At 55.2% G+C, this 16,834-nt stretch carries 10 protein-coding genes; all 10 read left to right on the top strand.

Annotation, left to right across the window (positions count from 1 at the left end; translation table 11 throughout):
• The 10 genes from M2418_RS00905 to M2418_RS00860 all read left to right on the top strand — a co-directional run bounded on the left by M2418_RS00905 (position 1) and on the right by M2418_RS00860 (position 16,728).
• Entirely contained in the window at positions 1-2,406 is a 2,406-nt protein-coding gene (locus M2418_RS00905; RefSeq protein WP_259142791.1) for a circularly permuted type 2 ATP-grasp protein, read from the top strand.
• A 6-nt stretch (positions 2,407-2,412) separates the two neighbouring features.
• Positions 2,413-3,297: a transglutaminase family protein gene (locus tag M2418_RS00900; protein WP_259142789.1), complete on the top strand. Its 885-nt coding sequence runs from the start codon at positions 2,413-2,415 to the stop codon at positions 3,295-3,297.
• A 152-nt stretch (positions 3,298-3,449) separates the two neighbouring features.
• The gene (locus M2418_RS00895; protein WP_259142786.1) at positions 3,450-4,700 is read left to right on the top strand and encodes a TadE/TadG family type IV pilus assembly protein; all 1,251 of its coding nucleotides are present in this window, start codon (positions 3,450-3,452) and stop codon (positions 4,698-4,700) included.
• A 262-nt stretch (positions 4,701-4,962) separates the two neighbouring features.
• Positions 4,963-7,425: a glycogen/starch/alpha-glucan phosphorylase gene (locus tag M2418_RS00890; protein ID WP_259142783.1), complete on the top strand. Its 2,463-nt coding sequence runs from the start codon at positions 4,963-4,965 to the stop codon at positions 7,423-7,425.
• A complete protein-coding gene (glgB, locus tag M2418_RS00885; RefSeq protein ID WP_259142781.1) occupies positions 7,425-9,632 on the top strand; it encodes a 1,4-alpha-glucan branching protein GlgB in 2,208 nt (735 codons plus the stop codon). Before M2418_RS00890 ends, glgB begins: the two co-directional genes overlap by 1 nt.
• 36 nt (positions 9,633-9,668) lie before the next feature.
• The gene (glgC, locus tag M2418_RS00880) at positions 9,669-10,931 is read left to right on the top strand and encodes a glucose-1-phosphate adenylyltransferase (protein WP_259142766.1); all 1,263 of its coding nucleotides are present in this window, start codon (positions 9,669-9,671) and stop codon (positions 10,929-10,931) included.
• Positions 10,932-10,936: 5 nt separating this feature from the next.
• Positions 10,937-12,376, top strand: coding sequence for a glycogen synthase GlgA (gene glgA / locus M2418_RS00875; protein WP_259142749.1), 1,440 nt, complete (start codon positions 10,937-10,939; stop codon positions 12,374-12,376).
• 3 nt (positions 12,377-12,379) lie between these two features.
• A complete protein-coding gene (locus tag M2418_RS00870) occupies positions 12,380-14,008 on the top strand; it encodes an alpha-D-glucose phosphate-specific phosphoglucomutase (protein WP_259142731.1) in 1,629 nt (542 codons plus the stop codon).
• A 105-nt stretch (positions 14,009-14,113) separates the two neighbouring features.
• A complete protein-coding gene (gene glgX, locus M2418_RS00865) occupies positions 14,114-16,096 on the top strand; it encodes a glycogen debranching protein GlgX (RefSeq protein WP_259144713.1) in 1,983 nt (660 codons plus the stop codon).
• Positions 16,097-16,239: 143 nt separating this feature from the next.
• Positions 16,240-16,728, top strand: a complete 489-nt coding sequence (locus tag M2418_RS00860) for a MaoC family dehydratase (protein ID WP_259142709.1) — start codon at positions 16,240-16,242, stop codon at positions 16,726-16,728.
• Positions 16,729-16,834 lie beyond the last annotated feature (106 nt).

Here is a 16,834-nt window from a genome sequence, read left to right as displayed (position 1 = left end):
TTGGCAAGAACGCCGGCATCGCAGCGCAAAAAGCAAACAGACAAACATTCATTGTTTGCCTATAGCGCTTTGCCGGGCATTGCCGATGAAATGCTGGATACCAACGGCAATATTCGCCCCGTCTGGCAGCACATGGTATCGGCGCTGTCGCGCATGCCCGAAAGGGAACTGCACGACCGTTTTGCCAGAACCGACCGTTATCTGCGCGATGCTGGCGTCTTTTACCGTGACTACGGATCTGGCGCCAATATCGAACGCAGTTGGCCGATTTCACATATTCCGGTCCTCATCGATGGCAAGGAATGGGAAAGCGTTTCACGCGGTCTCATTCAGCGCGCCAACCTGCTGGAAGCAGTCGTCGCTGACATCTACGGAGAGAACCGTCTGGTGCAGGAAGGTTATATTCCACCTGCCCTGATTGCATCCAATCCGGAATTCTTGCGCCCCCTCGTCGGCACAAAACCGGAAGGTGGCCATTATCTGCACTTTTGTTCCTTCGAAATCGGCCGTGGTCCGGATGGCAACTGGTGGGTGCTGGCTGATCGCACACAGGCTCCATCAGGAGCCGGTTTTGCATTGGAAAACCGCGTGGCAACAACCCGCGCCTTCTCCGATATCTATGCAGAAACCCATGTGCATCGGCTGGCCTCGTTCTTCGGTGCTTTCCGCGACACGCTACAGGCACACCGCAAACACCCGGAAGAACGAATTGCGGTTTTGACCCCCGGCCCTGCCAACGAGACCTATTTCGAACACGCCTATATCGCCCGTTACCTCGGTTTCATGCTGTTGGAAGGTGAAGACCTGACGGTGGTCAACGGCCGTGTGATGGTACGCACAGTTGCCGGCCTGAAACCGATTGGCGTGTTGTGGCGGCGCCTGGATGCCTCTTATTCAGACCCGCTGGAACTGGACCAGAATTCGCGAATCGGCACACCGGGTCTGGTGCAGGCACTGCGTGATGGCTCTGTGACCATCGTCAACGCACTGGGTTCGGGCATTCTCGAAACACGTGCCCTGCTGTCGTTCCTGCCGACCATCAGCCGCCATATGCTCGGTGAAGACCTGCTATTGCCCTCTATTGCTACGTGGTGGTGCGGCCAGAAACAGGAGCGTGAACACGTCGCCCGTAACATCGAAAAAATGGTGATCGGCCCTGCCTATTCCCGCATGCCGTTCTTTGATGATAACGGCCAGTCGGTTCTGGGCGCCACCTTGCGCGACACGGCAAAGGATTCCATCGGCGAATGGCTTGCCACCGATGGCAATAAGCTGGTCGGTCAGGAAGTCGTGACGCTGTCCACCACCCCTGCCTTTGTTGACGGCAAGCTGGTACCGCGGCCGATGAGCCTGCGTGTTTTTGCTGCCCGCACACAAAATGGCTGGCAGATCATGCCGGGTGGCTTTGCCCGTATCGGCAGCAGCCCTGACGTGACAGCCATTGCCATGCAAAATGGTGGCACGGCAGCGGACGTGTGGATCGTCAGCGACAAGCCTGTTGAGCGCACGACACTGCTGCCAGCCGAGGAAACATTCAGCCGCAACATGCCAGGCAGCCTGCCAAGCCGTGCGGCAGACAATTTGTTCTGGCTTGGTCGTTACATTGAACGGGCTGAAGGGGCGTTGCGTATCCTTCGCGCCTGGAATGCGCGTTACGCAGAATCTGCCGATCCGCGCCAACCGCTGCTGGCCCATGTCACGAAATATCTCGCCACCACGGATATCGAAATGAGCGAGGCGGTACCCGCCAGCCTGATTGCCAACATCAACAGCGCCATATATTCGGCCAGCAACATCCGTGACCGTTTTTCACCGGATGGCTGGCTGGCGCTGAACGATCTCGCCAAGACAGCGCGTCGCTTCCACGACAATATTGGCCATGGCGATGACGCCACCCATGCCATGACCATTTTGCTGCGCAAACTCGCAGGCTTTGCCGGTCTGGTGCATGAAAACATGTATCGTTTCACCGGCTGGCGTTTCCTGACCATCGGTCGTTATCTTGAACGTGGTCTGCACATGACCCGCCTGCTAGGCCACATGACAGGTCCGGATGCACCGGATGGTAGTTTCGACATGCTGCTGGAAATCGGCGACAGCGTCATGACCCACCGCCGCCGTTATAACGTCAATACCGCCGGCCTGACGGTGACCGACCTTCTGGCGCTTGATCCGCTCAATCCGCGTTCCATCCTTTTCCAACTGAACGAAATCCGCACCGAAGTCGAACAGTTGCCCAACGCTCTGGTCAACAGCCAGATGTCGCCCTTCTACCGCGACGCCATGCGCATTCATTCCGGTCTTGCCGTCATGACGGCGGAGAAACTCGACGTGGCGCTTTACCGTCAGTTGGAAAAAGACCTCGAACGCCTGTCCGATCTTCTTGCCCAAACCTACCTTGGTTGATGTGTCATGCTTTATGATCTTTCCATGCACATGGGCTATGTCTACGACGCCCCGGCAAGCGGCGCCCGCCACATCATTCGTGTCATGCCGTTGTCGCTACCGAACCGCCAGCGGCTAATCGCCGGCTCACTGGCCGTAAGCCCGACACCGGATGAAAGAACGTCTTTCTCGGATTTTTTCCAGCAGACGGCAACATCTGTCTATCTGCGCGCCGCCCATGAAAAATTCGACATTCGCATGCAGGCCCGCGTGCAGGTGGAAACACAGCCGCAGCAAGCCGATCTGTCACCGCTGCTGGCACGTCTGCCGGATGACATTTTCAACCACTGGTCACTGGATGCATCATCCCCGCATCATCTGATTGGCACCAGTCCGCGCATTCCGCAGGATGAGGCCATCCATGCCTATGCGCTCGAGACTGTCAAACCTGGTATGACGGTGCAGGAAATTGCCAAGGTGCTGTGCAAGCGCATCCACACAGACTTTACCTATGACCCCAAGGCAACGACAGTCGACACCACCCCGAGCGAGGCCTTCGAGCTGAAGCGTGGTGTGTGTCAGGATTTTTCGCATGTGCTGATTATGGCGCTACGCAGCCTTGGCATTCCCGCAGGATATGTCAGCGGATTCCTCAGAACCATTCCTCCCCCCGGCAAGGAGCGGCTGGAAGGCGCAGACGCCATGCATGCCTGGGTGCGGATCTGGTGTGGCACGGTCACCGGCTACATCGAACTTGATCCCACCAACAATATTTATGCCGGCCATGACCACATCGTGGTTGGTTACGGACGCGATTACTCTGATGTATCGCCGGTTATTGGTGTTCTAAAAAGCTACGGCAACCAACAAACTGTACAGGCTGTTGACGTTATTCCGATCGCGGCCGTTTAAGTGTGTTTTTACAAGTCACGCCTGCATTATTTCATGCCAATAACAGCTTATTTTTGCACCAAAATGAGTATCTCTAAAATTTAACCTAACAACTTAAGCCTTCACGAAGACAGCTTGAATTATTTATGCCTCACTAATTAAGGGGCTGAACCATGACTGTGTTCTCGAAAACAATGCCAGTGCTCAATAAGCTGATTGCCAACAAAGATGGTAACTTCGGCATCCTGACTGCCATTCTCATTCCGGTGACGATTGCCACCGCGGGTGTTGCCCTTGAAATGACCAATGCCATGCAGACGAAGGCGGGCTTGCAGAGCGCTGTAGACGCCGCAACCCTCGCAGCCGCCACCGCTTTCATGCACGAAAACGAAAACCTCTCGCCAGAGCAGGCCTCCAAGCAGGCACTGGAATTTATCGCTGACGAAGCGACGAAACGCCTGTCCCCTGACGCCACTGACGAACAGAAAAAGAAGCAAAAAGAGGAGCTGATGAAAAGCTCCAGCGTCACCGCGAAGGTGGACGAAAGTGTTTCCGGCAAAAACTTTCAGATCACTGCAAATATGAGCTACGGCATGCAGCTCAACCCGCTGATCTCACTGATTTCATCCAAGACCGTCACCATCGGCGTTACCAGCACCGCAGTCAGCAGCATCAACAAGGGTTCGCCGTTGTCGATGTATCTGGTTCTCGACCGTTCGGGTTCAATGTCGTTCAAGACGGATACCATCGACAAATCAAAGTCGTCCTGCGCCAACTATACCGAAAGCAACTGGGGACAGAGCGAATCCAAGGTAACGTCTAGCCCTTGCTACATCAACAAGATAGCGTCGCTGAAAACCGCCGTCAGCTATCTCGTCGATACGCTCAACAAGGCTGACTACAGCTATGTCAAGAATGGCTCGCCTGAATCGAAGCTCGTTCGCACTGGCGCCATCGGCTACAGCGACACGACATATTCAGCACAAGCCATGAACTGGGGCACGACGAAAGCAAATGATTACGTCAAGGCCATCCCAGCCTATCCGACAGGCGGCACAAACGCGTACACCGCACTGAATAATGCCTATACAGCGTTGAGAAAATCGACTGCGACTGAAGCAGCAGCTCACAAGGGCAATGGCAGCACGTCGTTTGAACGTTACATTGTGTTTATGACCGACGGCGAAATGTCGAGCACTACCATCGACACCAACGTGCGCACCATGTGCCAGACGATCAAAAACGACGGCATCAAGATCTTCTCGGTTGCCTTCATGGCCCCGACCAAGGGTAAGTCTTTGCTGCAGACATGTGCATCGAGTGCCGAAAATTACTACGCACCTGAAAACATGGAAGAAATCGTTGAGGCATTCGGCGAAATCGCTCGCAAGATGAACGACGAGACCAGCCGCCTTACCAACTGATACAACAAAAAGCACGAACCACCTTACGGCAGCGGCATCTCCGCTGCCGTTTTCGTTTTGATCATTTATCAAAACGCAAATTGCGGGCTCGTGCCGACAAGCAGTTATACTTTTGACATAATAAAATAATCATCGCGAACTGCATTCTTCGCAAAAACGATTATTGCAACGGTTCCGTATCGGTGCATAAATTGCTTGGACTAAGTGTAAGCCAGATCGACAGAATCAGACCCTCCCTCCCTCTCAAGGTGCTGACCAAATAATGATCAATAACCTCTCGCCGGCCGATCTTCCTCTCCCCACTCCGCGCAGTTCCGATCCGGAAATTCTTGCTTCGGAAATCATTGAACGCCTGACATACAGAATCGGCAAAGACGTCAAGGTTGCCAAGCCGCATGACTGGCTGACCGCAACCATTCTCGTTGTCCGTGACCGTGTAATCGACAGGTGGATGGAGTCCACCCGCAAGGTATACAAAACTGGCAACAAGCGCGTTTATTACCTGTCGCTTGAGTTCTTGATTGGCCGCTTGATGCGCGATGCAATTTCGAACCTTGGCCTGATGCAGGAAATTCGTGATGCCCTGACATCGCTTGGTGTCGACATGGACGTCATAGCGGGGCTCGAGCCGGACGCCGCGCTTGGCAATGGCGGTCTTGGACGCCTTGCTGCCTGCTTCATGGAATCCATGGCAACAGTTGAAATCCCGGCCTATGGTTACGGCATCCGTTACGTTCACGGCCTGTTTCGCCAGCAGATGGCGGATGGCTGGCAGGTCGAGCTGCCGGAAACATGGCTCGCCCACGGCAATCCCTGGGAGTTTGAACGCCGCGAAAGTTCCTATGAAATCGGCTTCGGCGGCGCTGTCGAAACCATTGGCGGTTATGATGACGCCCAACGTTTTGTCTGGAAACCGGCCGAGCGTGTTATCGCCATGGCCTACGACACCCCGGTCGTTGGCTGGCGCGGCAAGCGCGTCAATACGCTGCGCCTGTGGTCGGCCCAGCCGATCGACCCTATTCTTCTCGATGCGTTCAACGCTGGCGATCACATTGGCGCCCTGCGTGAAAGCAACAAGGCTGAAAGCCTGACACGCGTTCTCTATCCGGCAGATGCAAATCCGGCCGGTCAAGAACTGCGTCTGCGGCAGGAATTTTTCTTCTCGTCTGCATCCCTGCAGGACATTCTACGCCGACATCTCCAGCAGTACCCGGATTTTACCAGCCTGCCGGACAAGGTCTCCATCCAGCTCAACGACACCCACCCGGCAATTTCGATTGCCGAAATGATGCGTCTGCTGACCGACATTCACGGCCTGGACTTCGATGATGCCTGGGAACTGACCCGCAACACATTCTCATACACCAACCACACCCTGCTGCCGGAAGCTCTGGAAAGCTGGCCTGTGCCGTTGCTCGAGCGTCTCTTGCCGCGCCATATGCAGATCATTTATGCAATCAACGCCAAAATCCTGTTCACCGCGCGCAAGGAAAAGAAGGTCGAAGATCAGCAAATCCGCTCGATCTCTGTGATCGATGAAAATGGCGAACGGCGCGTGCGCATGGGCAATCTTGCCTTCATCGGCTCACATTCCGTCAACGGTGTTTCGGCATTGCACACGGAGTTGATGAAGGAAACGGTATTTGCCGACCTGCATCGGCTTTACCCAGATCGTATCAACAACAAGACCAACGGCATTACCCCGCGGCGCTGGTTGATGCAGTGTAACCCGGGCCTCACCGGGTTGGTGCGTGAAGCTATTGGCGACGACTTCCTTGATGATGCCGAGAAACTGAAGGCACTGGATGGGTTCGCTCAGGACAGTGCATTCCGCGACAAATTTGCCGAGGTCAAGCGCCTGAACAAGGTGCGTCTCGCCAATCTCGTTGCGCAGCGCATGGGCATTCGTGTCGACCCTTCGGCGATGTTCGACATCCAGATCAAGCGTATCCATGAATACAAACGCCAGCTTCTCAACCTCATCGAGGCTGTTGCACTGTATGATCAGATTCGCTCCCATCCGGAGTTGGATTGGGCGCCACGCGTAAAATTTTTCGCGGGCAAGGCAGCACCAAGCTACCACAATGCCAAGCTGATCATCAAACTCGCCAACGACATTGCCCGTGTCATCAACAATGATCCGTCCGTGCGCGGTTTGCTGAAAGTTGTTTTCATTCCGAATTACAATGTTTCGCTGGCAGAAATCATGGTCCCCGCCGCAGATCTGTCGGAGCAGATTTCGACCGCTGGCATGGAAGCATCCGGTACCGGCAACATGAAGTTCGCACTCAACGGCGCGCTGACCATCGGCACGCTTGACGGTGCAAATGTCGAAATGCTGGAACATGTTGGCGACGAAAACATTGTTATCTTCGGAAAGACAGCTGAAGAAGTCGCTCAGGCCCGCGCGGATGGTCACAATCCACGCGCCATCATCGAAAGTTCGCGTGAATTGTCACAAGCCCTCTCGGCAATTGCCTCCGGTGTGTTCTCTCCGGATGACCGTTCACGGTTCGCAGGTCTGATGGATGGCATTTACAACAATGACTGGTTCATGGTTGCTGCGGATTTCGATTCTTACGCCAAGGCCCAGCGTGATGTTGACGCCATCTGGAGCGACCCGGCTTCCTGGTACTCCAAAACCATCTACAATACCGCGCGTATGGGCTGGTTCTCTTCCGACAGAACAATACGGCAATATGCCTCAGAAATCTGGAGAGCTTGATGAAAAAACCGCTCGATACGCCTGATCAAAAACAGAAGAGTGAAATATCTCAAGCAGAAATCGAGGCGATAACGGGCGGTCTGCATTCCAACCCCTTTGCAATTCTCGGCGTGCATCAAGTCGCGGACGGCTTCGTTGCGCGCTGTTTTATTCCTGGCGCGGAAGCGGTAACGGCTCTGACGATTGACGGCAACGTGGTGGGTGAATTGACTTGCCGCGATCCGGCCGGTTTCTTCGAAGGCCCGGTCAGCCTGACGTCGAGGAAAGCTCTGAGATACCGTGCACTGCGAGGTGATGCAGAGTGGGCAGTCACCGACCCCTACAGCTTCGGTCCTGTACTTGGTCCGATGGATGATTATCTGGTCCGTGAAGGATCGCATCTGCGCTTGTTCGATAAGATGGGAGCACACCCGCTCAAGTTCGAAGGGGTCGAAGGATTTCATTTCGCCGTCTGGGCACCAAATGCCAAGCGGGTGTCAGTGGTGGGCGATTTCAACAATTGGGATGGCCGCCGCCATGTCATGCGCAACCGCGCCGATACCGGCATCTGGGAAATTTTTGCACCGGACGTTTATGCCGGCTGCATTTACAAATTCGAGATTATTGGCGCCGATGGTACCCGCCTTCCATTGAAGGCAGACCCTTATGCCCGCCGCGCAGAACTGCGCCCTAAAAACGGCTCGATGACAACACCTGAACTGGTCCAGAAATGGGAAGATCAGGAGCATATGGAGCACTGGGCCAAGGTTGACCAGCGCCGTCAGCCAATCAGCATTTATGAGGTGCATGCCGGGTCGTGGCGCAGGCACAAAGACGGAGGCATGCTGAGCTGGGATGAAATGGCCGCAGAGCTCATCCCCTACTGTGTCGACATGGGTTTTACCCATATCGAGTTCATGCCCATTACCGAACACCCCTATGACCCTTCCTGGGGGTACCAGACCACCGGTCTGTTTGCGCCATCTGCACGATTTGGAGAACCGGAAGGATTTGCCCGCTTCGTAAACGGTGCCCACAAGGTTGGTCTCGGCGTTATCCTCGACTGGGTTCCGGCCCACTTCCCAACCGACGAACATGGCCTGCGCCAGTTTGACGGCACGGCCCTTTACGAGCATGCCGACCCGCGTCAGGGCATGCACCCCGACTGGAACACCGCAATCTATAACTTTGGACGCGTTGAGGTGATGTCATACCTCATCAACAACGCTCTCTACTGGGCGGAAAAGTTCCATCTGGATGGCCTTCGTGTCGATGCCGTGGCCTCAATGCTTTACCTCGACTACTCTCGCAAAGAAGGCGAGTGGATTCCCAATGAATATGGCGGGCGCGAAAACCTGGATTCGGTACGCTTCCTGCAAAAGATGAACGAGCTGGCCTACGCTGCCAATCCGGGCATCATGACCATTGCCGAAGAATCCACCTCTTGGCCCAAGGTCTCGCATCCGGTGCATGAGGGAGGACTCGGCTTTGGCTTCAAGTGGAACATGGGTTTCATGCATGACACGCTGAGCTACTTTGCACGCGAGCCAGTGCATCGCAAATTCCACCATCAGGAACTGACCTTCGGCCTTCTCTATGCTTTCACCGAAAACTTCGTGCTTCCTCTGTCTCACGACGAGGTTGTGCATGGCAAAGGGTCGCTGATTGCCAAGATGTCAGGCGATGACTGGCAGAAATTTGCCAATCTGCGCGCCTATTACGGCTTCATGTGGGGTTACCCCGGCAAGAAGCTGTTGTTCATGGGACAGGAATTTGCCCAGTGGAGCGAGTGGAGTGAAAGCAAGTCACTCGACTGGAATCTGCTGCAATATCACATGCATGAAGGCATCCGTCGCCTCGTCCGCGACCTTAACCTGACCTACCGATCAAAAGCGGCACTACATGCCCGTGACTGTGAGCCGGAAGGCTTCAACTGGCTGGTGGTCGACGATCAGGAAAACTCTGTTTTTGCCTGGCTTCGTTCGGCACCGGGTGAAAAGCCGGTTGCGGTGATTTGCAATCTTACCCCGGTCTACCGTGAAAATTATTATGTGCCGCTGCCAACGGCTGGCCGCTGGCGCGAAATATTGAATACCGATGCCGAGATTTACGGCGGCAGCGGCAAAGGAAACGGCGGCAAGGTACAAGCCGTCGATGCGGGAGGGGCCATTGGTGCGGTGCTGACATTGCCGCCCTTGGCCACAATCATGCTGGAACCAGAAAACTGACAGCACACACATGAAGGCCCATGAGGGAGGACGAACATGAGCGAAAAAAGAATACAGCCTCTGGCACGCGATGCTATGGCCTATGTGCTTGCCGGTGGGCGTGGAAGCCGTTTAAAGGAACTCACCGACCGACGCGCCAAGCCTGCGGTTTATTTTGGCGGCAAAGCCCGCATTATTGATTTTGCACTGTCCAACGCCTTAAACTCCGGTATCCGTCGCATTGGCGTAGCCACACAATACAAGGCCCATTCGCTTATTCGCCACCTGCAACGCGGCTGGGACTTTCTGCGTCCGGAACGAAACGAAAGTTTTGATATTCTGCCGGCCAGCCAGCGCGTGTCAGAAACGCAGTGGTACGAGGGCACCGCCGACGCCGTTTTCCAGAACATCGACATCATCGAGCCCTATGCACCTGAATACATGGTCATTCTGGCCGGCGATCACATTTACAAGATGGATTATGAATTGATGCTGCAACAGCACGTCGATTCAGGCGCGGATGTCACCATTGGCTGCATGGAAGTGCCGCGCATGGAAGCAACCGGCTTCGGTGTCATGCATGTCAATGACAAGGACGAAATCAGCGCATTCATCGAAAAACCGGCCGATCCGCCTGGCATTCCAGGCAACGAGGATTTCGCGCTGGCCTCGATGGGCATTTACGTCTTCCATACGAAATTCCTGATGGAATGCCTGCGTCGCGATGCAGACGATCCCAATTCCAGCCGCGATTTCGGTAAGGATATCATTCCCTACATCGTGGAAAACGGTAAGGCTGTGGCGCATCGTTTTGCGCAATCCTGCGTCCGTTCCGATTTTGAACGCGCTCCTTACTGGCGCGATGTTGGCACGATCGATGCCTACTGGCAGGCCAATATCGACCTGACCGATATTCTGCCGGAACTGGATATCTACGACAAATCATGGCCGATCTGGACCTATGCGGAGATTAACCCGCCAGCCAAATTTGTGCATGACGACGAAGGTCGTCGTGGTTCGGCCATTTCCTCACTGGTGTCAGGCGATTGTATCATCTCCGGTTCGTCGCTTTACCGCAGCTTGCTGTTCACGGGTGTTCGCGCCAACTCCTACTCGCGTCTTGAAGGTGCGATCATTCTTCCGAAGGTTACCATTGGCCGCCATGCCCGTTTGACCAATGTGGTCATTGACCATGGCGTGACCATTCCAGAGGGTCTGATCGTTGGCGAAGACCCGGAAATGGATGCAAAACGCTTCCGCCGTTCCGAGAACGGCATATGCCTCATCACCCAATCCATGATCGACAAGCTGGACGTGTAACACCTATGAAAGTTCTTTCGGTTTCATCCGAAGTCTACCCGCTCATCAAAACCGGCGGCCTTGCGGATGTTGCAGGCGCCCTGCCCCTTGCGATCAAATCGCTGGGGGTGGAAACCAAGACCCTTATTCCGGGCTATCCGCCGGTCATGTCGGCGATCAAGGATGCTCGCAAGATTGCGACCTTCGATAATCTGCTGGGTGAAACCGGCAACATTCTCGAAGTTACGCATGAGGGTCTGGACCTGCTGGTGCTGGACGCACCCAGCCTGTTTGCGCGCTCGGGCGGGCCGTATCTTGATGCGACCGGCAAGGACTATCAGGATAACTGGAAACGTTTCGCCGCACTGTCGCTGGCGGCGGCACAAATCGCCACCGGAAAAATGCCCGGCTGGCAACCGGACATTCTGCACGCCCATGATTGGCAAGGTGCCATGGCACCGGTCTATATGCGATATGGTGAGGCACCGGAAATTCCAAGCCTGCTGACCATCCATAATATCGCCTTCCAGGGCCAGTTCGACGCCACTATTTTCAGTCAGTTGGGTCTGCCAGCCCATGCCTTCATGGAGGCTGTCGAATATTACGGTTCCGTCAGTTTCCTGAAAGGTGGTCTGCAAACCGCGACTGCGCTGAGCACTGTCAGCCCATCCTATGCCGAGGAAATCCTCACACCAGAATTTGGCATGGGCCTTGAAGGGGTAATTGCCAGTCGCGCCGATGCCCTGTTCGGTATCGTCAACGGCATCGACACGCAGGTGTGGAACCCGGCCACCGATACTTTGATCGCGGACAATTTCAGCCAGGCAAACATCAAGGCGCGCAGCGCCAACAAAGCCGCCGTCGCGTCGCACTTTCGCATCGATGAAGACGACACGCCACTATTGTGCATCATTTCCCGTCTGACCTGGCAAAAAGGCATCGACCTGATGGCCGAAGTCGCCGATGAAATCGTTGATATGGGTGCACGGCTGGTGGTGCTGGGTGCTGGCGATATCGCACTGGAAGGTGCGCTGCTTGCGGCATCTTCCCGCCACAATGGCCGCCTAGGCGTCGCTATAGGCTACAATGAACCACTTTCACATCTCATGCAGGCAGGTTGCGACAGCATTATCATCCCTTCCCGTTTTGAGCCTTGTGGCCTGACCCAGCTTTATGCCCTTCGTTACGGTTGCGTGCCCGTTGTCGCCCGTACGGGTGGCCTGAATGACACGGTTATCGATGCTAATCCGGCAGCCCTTGCCGCCAAGGCAGCGACCGGCATTCAGTTCTCGCCCGTGTCGGCCAACGGTCTCCGCCAGGCATTGCGCAAGACATTGCGCTTCTACAGTGAACCGAAACTATGGACGCAAATCCAGAAACAGGGCATGAAATCAGACGTATCGTGGGAAAAAAGTGCAGGCCTTTATGCCGACCTTTATTCCCGTCTTGCTTCGAAAGGCAATTGAACAATGATCAAGACCGTCGCAACGACGCCATTTCAGGATCAGAAGCCCGGCACGTCCGGACTGCGCAAGAAGGTGAAAGTCTTCGCGCAACCAAATTACGCAGAAAACTTTATTCAATCCATTTTTGACTCACTTGAAAACTTCAATGGCAAGACACTGGTGATCGGCGGCGATGGCCGTTATTACAACCGCGAGGTCATCCAGAAGGCCATCAAAATGGCTGCAGCTGCCGGTTTCGGCAAGGTTCTGGTCGGCAAGGGTGGTATTCTCTCCACGCCGGCCGCTTCTAACATCATTCGCAAATACGGCGCCTTCGGTGGCATCGTTCTGTCCGCAAGCCACAATCCCGGCGGGCCGGATGAAGACTTTGGCATCAAGTACAATGTCGACAATGGCGGCCCTGCACCGGAAAAAATTACCGATGCGATCTTCGCTCGCACCAAGGTTATCGACAGCTACAAGATCGCCGATATTGCCGACATAGATCTGGATGCCATCGGCTCTGTCGATGCTGGCGGCATGACCGTCGAGGTCATTGACCCCGTTGCCGATTATGCCGAACTGATGGAGAGCCTGTTTGATTTTGGCGCGATCAAGACGTTGATTGCTGGCGGCTTCGGCGTGATCATCGACAGCATGAGCGCCGTCACCGGCCCTTATGCGGTCGAAATCCTCGAAAAGCGCCTTGGCGCACCAAAGGGTTCGGTACGCAACGCTGTTCCTTTGCCGGATTTTGGTGGTCACCATCCTGACCCGAACCTCGTGCACGCCAAGGAACTTTACGACGACGTAATGAGCGCAGAAGGTCCCGATTTCGGCGCTGCGTCGGACGGCGATGGCGACCGCAATATGGTGGTCGGCAAGGGCATGTTCGTGACACCATCCGACAGCCTCGCCATCATTGCCGCCAATGCCAAACTGGCACCCGGTTACGCTGGCGGCATTTCCGGTATTGCCCGCTCCATGCCAACCAGCGCCGCAGCAGACCGTGTTGCCGAAAAACTGGGCCTTGGCATGTACGAAACCCCGACCGGCTGGAAATTCTTCGGCAACCTGCTGGATGCTGGCAAGGTGACGGTATGCGGTGAGGAAAGCTTCGGAACCGGCTCCAACCACGTACGTGAGAAAGACGGCCTCTGGGCCGTGCTGTTCTGGCTCAACATCGTTGCCGTCCGCAAGGAAAGCGTCAAAGACATCGTGACGAAACACTGGGCCGAATATGGTCGCAACTACTATTCGCGTCACGACTATGAAGAGGTCGATGCTACCGCCGCCAACACGCTGGTAACGACACTGCGCGAAAAGCTGGCCACACTTCCGGGCACATCCTACGGCAACCTCAAGGTCGCCTCAGCCGATGATTTTGCCTATCACGATCCGATCGATCACTCCGTCAGCAAAAATCAGGGCATCCGTATTCTGTTTGAAGGCGGCTCACGCATCGTGCTGCGCCTGTCCGGCACCGGTACAGCGGGTGCAACGCTGCGCCTTTATGTCGAACGTTACGAGGCTGATCCGGCCCGTCACGCCATTGACACGCAGGACGCTCTGGCCGACCTGATTTCCGTGGCAGATACCATTGCCGGCATCAAGTCCCATACTGGCCGTTCCGAGCCAACCGTTATCACCTGATAATAGCGGGCACTGCACAGTAAGATGTGCGGTGCCGCACCCATGCGCGCCGGTCGAAACCTTCCTGTCAAAACCATGCAGGAAAAGCTGGGAAAATATCTTCCAATGGCAGATGACACCGCTTTCACCAACACCGGTAGTGCTTTGCATGGGGGAACCCAGCTTTTCCAGGATAGCGTCGAATTCGCGGTCCGCTCGCAATATGCATCGAAACTTGAACTGTGCCTATTTGACGAAACCGGCAACAAGGAAATCGCCCGCTTGGCGATGGAACGCGGCGATGACGATGTTCACCGCCTGTTTGTAGACGGCGTAAAACCCGGCGCACGGTATGGCTACAGGGCACACGGTGTTTATGCACCCGATCACGGCCTGTGGTTCGATCCAACAAAACTGCTGGTCGATCCTTACGCGACCGTGCTCGATCGTCCCTTTTCCAATCATCCAAGCATGTTCACCTTTGGTCTGGAAACAGCCTTCGTCACACCAAAATCGGTTGTGACACGGCACAAGCCCGTCACACTGGACAAACCGCGCTTCAATAAGGGCGGTTTCATTTATGAAATTGCCGTCAAACCTTTCACCATGCTGCATCCTGACGTGCCTGAACATCAACGGGGTACGATTGCAGCCCTTGCCCATCCGTCGGTGGTGGCCCACCTCAAACATATCGGCGTTGATGCCATCGAACTGATGCCGATCACCGCTTGGATTGACGAACGCCATCTGCCGCCTCTCGGCCTGACCAATGGCTGGGGTTATAACCCCGTTGCCTTCATGGCGCTTGATCCACGGCTTGCGCCCGGTGGTGTGAATGAGCTGCGCGACACCGTCGCCGCACTCCATGCACAGGAAATCGGCGTCATCCTCGATCTGGTGTTCAACCACACCGGTGAAAGTGATCGTCACGGAACAACGCTGTCACTGCGCGGGCTCGACAATCTCAATTATTATCGCCACGCAGCAGACAATCCCGGCGTGCTGGTCAATGATACCGGCACCGGCAACACCGTTGCCTGCGACAGCGAGCCGGTGCGTCGGCTTATTGTCGATAGCCTGCGCCATTTCGTTCAGCATGCGGGCATAGATGGTTTCCGCTTTGATCTGGCGCCGGTGCTGGGTCGCTCGGAAACCGGTTTTGAACGGCAATCACCGACAATGGCTGCCATTCACAACGACCCTCTGCTGAAAGATCGCATCCTGATTGCCGAACCCTGGGACATCGGACCGGATGGATATCAACTCGGCAATTTCCCGGATGCCTATCTGGAATGGAATGACCGAGCCCGCGATGATCTCCGCCGTTACTGGCGTGGCGACCAGTGGACAACCGGTGCATTGGCCGATGCGCTGGCCGGCTCGTCTGGCATTTTTTCACGCCATAGCGGAACGGAAACCCGCAGCGTCAATTTTCTCGCCGCCCATGATGGTTTCACCCTGATGGACATCGTCTCCTATGCCGGCAAGCACAATGAGCGAAACGGCGAAGAAAACCGTGATGGCCATAATGAAAACCATTCGTGGAACAATGGTGCAGAAGGCAGTACCGACGATCCGGAGATACTTAAAAGACGTGCCGCTGACGTAAAAGCCATGTTGTCCACACTGTTTGTCACTCATGGGACAATCATGCTGACGGCAGGTGACGAAGGTGGACGCTCGCAGCAGGGCAATAATAATGCCTATGCGCAGGACAATGAGCTTACCTGGCTCGACTGGAGAGGCCTGAACAGCGAACTGGTTGCCCACACCGCGTGCCTGTCTTCTGTGCGCAAACGCTTCGCTGTCTTTTCCTCGACGGATTTTTTCACCGGACGCGATCAGGATGTTGAATGGTTGAACCCTGAAGGCGTGACCATGAGCGTCGCAGACTGGGAAAGAGCCGAGGGAACACCCTTTTCCATGCTGTTAAAAACCAAAGACCTGAACACCGGAAAATCGACGCGTCTCGCCGTGCTGTTCAACCGCAGATATGAACCTCAGAACTTTATCCTTCCCGGCAGCGGTTGGAAGTCTGTTGGCGGTGATGCCGAGGAGGGTGGCGCTACCGTGCCTGCCCGCAGCGTCGGTTTCTATCATCAGCCATGACAAATCTTGTTATTGCCACACCAAGTGAACATTTATGATGTAGCAGCACGCCTCCCGAAATTGCATACCGCTGTTGGGAGATAGGCAACAAACATAGACTGAGGCATTGCAGTGCTTCACCTCACCATTTCTGGTAAAATCTTATGACCCGCGAAATTTCATTAAAAGACGTAAAAGACCTGGTAGGCAGCGAGATCGGTGTGTCGGACTGGATCCTCGTCGACCAGCCGATGATTGACGCCTTTGCCAAGGCCACTCTGGACGAACAGTTCATTCACACAGACCCGGACCGCGCCAAGGCTGAAAGCCCGTTTGGCGGCACCATTGCCCATGGTTTCCTGACACTGTCGCTGCTGTCTGCCATCAATTACAGCGCGCTGCCAAAAATCCGCGAACAGACCATGGGTATCAACTATGGCTTTGAAAATATTCGCTTTGTCAGCCCGGTTAAAAGCGGTGCTCGTATCCGTGGACATTTCACACTGGTTGAAGCACGCCTGCGCGGCGCGGCCATGATGATGACCAGCTACGATGTCTCGGTAGAAATCGAAAACGAAAAGAAACCTGCCTTGACCGCGCGATGGACAACCATCGTTCAGTTTGACCCCAAAGACAGACCGACCGACGATTGAAAAAATGAAATCGGCCACGCCGATTTTCATGTTCCTTCGGCAGAATGGCCGCTCGGAAGAATGGTTTGGCTGGCCCGGTATTTGACCGGAACAGCCCGTCGTGCTT

Source organism: Rhizobium sp. BIGb0125, assembly GCF_024810055.1.
GTDB lineage: Bacteria > Pseudomonadota > Alphaproteobacteria > Rhizobiales > Rhizobiaceae > Agrobacterium.
This window is presented reverse-complemented; position numbering and strand designations above follow the sequence as displayed.

Bases quoted from the DNA above. Each gene is read 5' to 3' on its own strand.
- M2418_RS00900 (WP_259142789.1), top strand. From the start codon at position 2,413: ATGCTTTATGATCTTTCCATGCACATGGGCTATGTCTACGACGCCCCG.
- M2418_RS00895 (WP_259142786.1), top strand. From the start codon at position 3,450: ATGACTGTGTTCTCGAAAACAATGCCAGTGCTCAATAAGCTGATTGCC.
- M2418_RS00890 (WP_259142783.1), top strand. From the start codon at position 4,963: ATGATCAATAACCTCTCGCCGGCCGATCTTCCTCTCCCCACTCCGCGC.
- glgB (WP_259142781.1), top strand. From the start codon at position 7,425: ATGAAAAAACCGCTCGATACGCCTGATCAAAAACAGAAGAGTGAAATA.
- glgC (WP_259142766.1), top strand. From the start codon at position 9,669: ATGAGCGAAAAAAGAATACAGCCTCTGGCACGCGATGCTATGGCCTAT.
- glgA (WP_259142749.1), top strand. From the start codon at position 10,937: ATGAAAGTTCTTTCGGTTTCATCCGAAGTCTACCCGCTCATCAAAACC.
- M2418_RS00870 (WP_259142731.1), top strand. From the start codon at position 12,380: ATGATCAAGACCGTCGCAACGACGCCATTTCAGGATCAGAAGCCCGGC.
- glgX (WP_259144713.1), top strand. From the start codon at position 14,114: ATGGCAGATGACACCGCTTTCACCAACACCGGTAGTGCTTTGCATGGG.
- M2418_RS00860 (WP_259142709.1), top strand. From the start codon at position 16,240: ATGACCCGCGAAATTTCATTAAAAGACGTAAAAGACCTGGTAGGCAGC.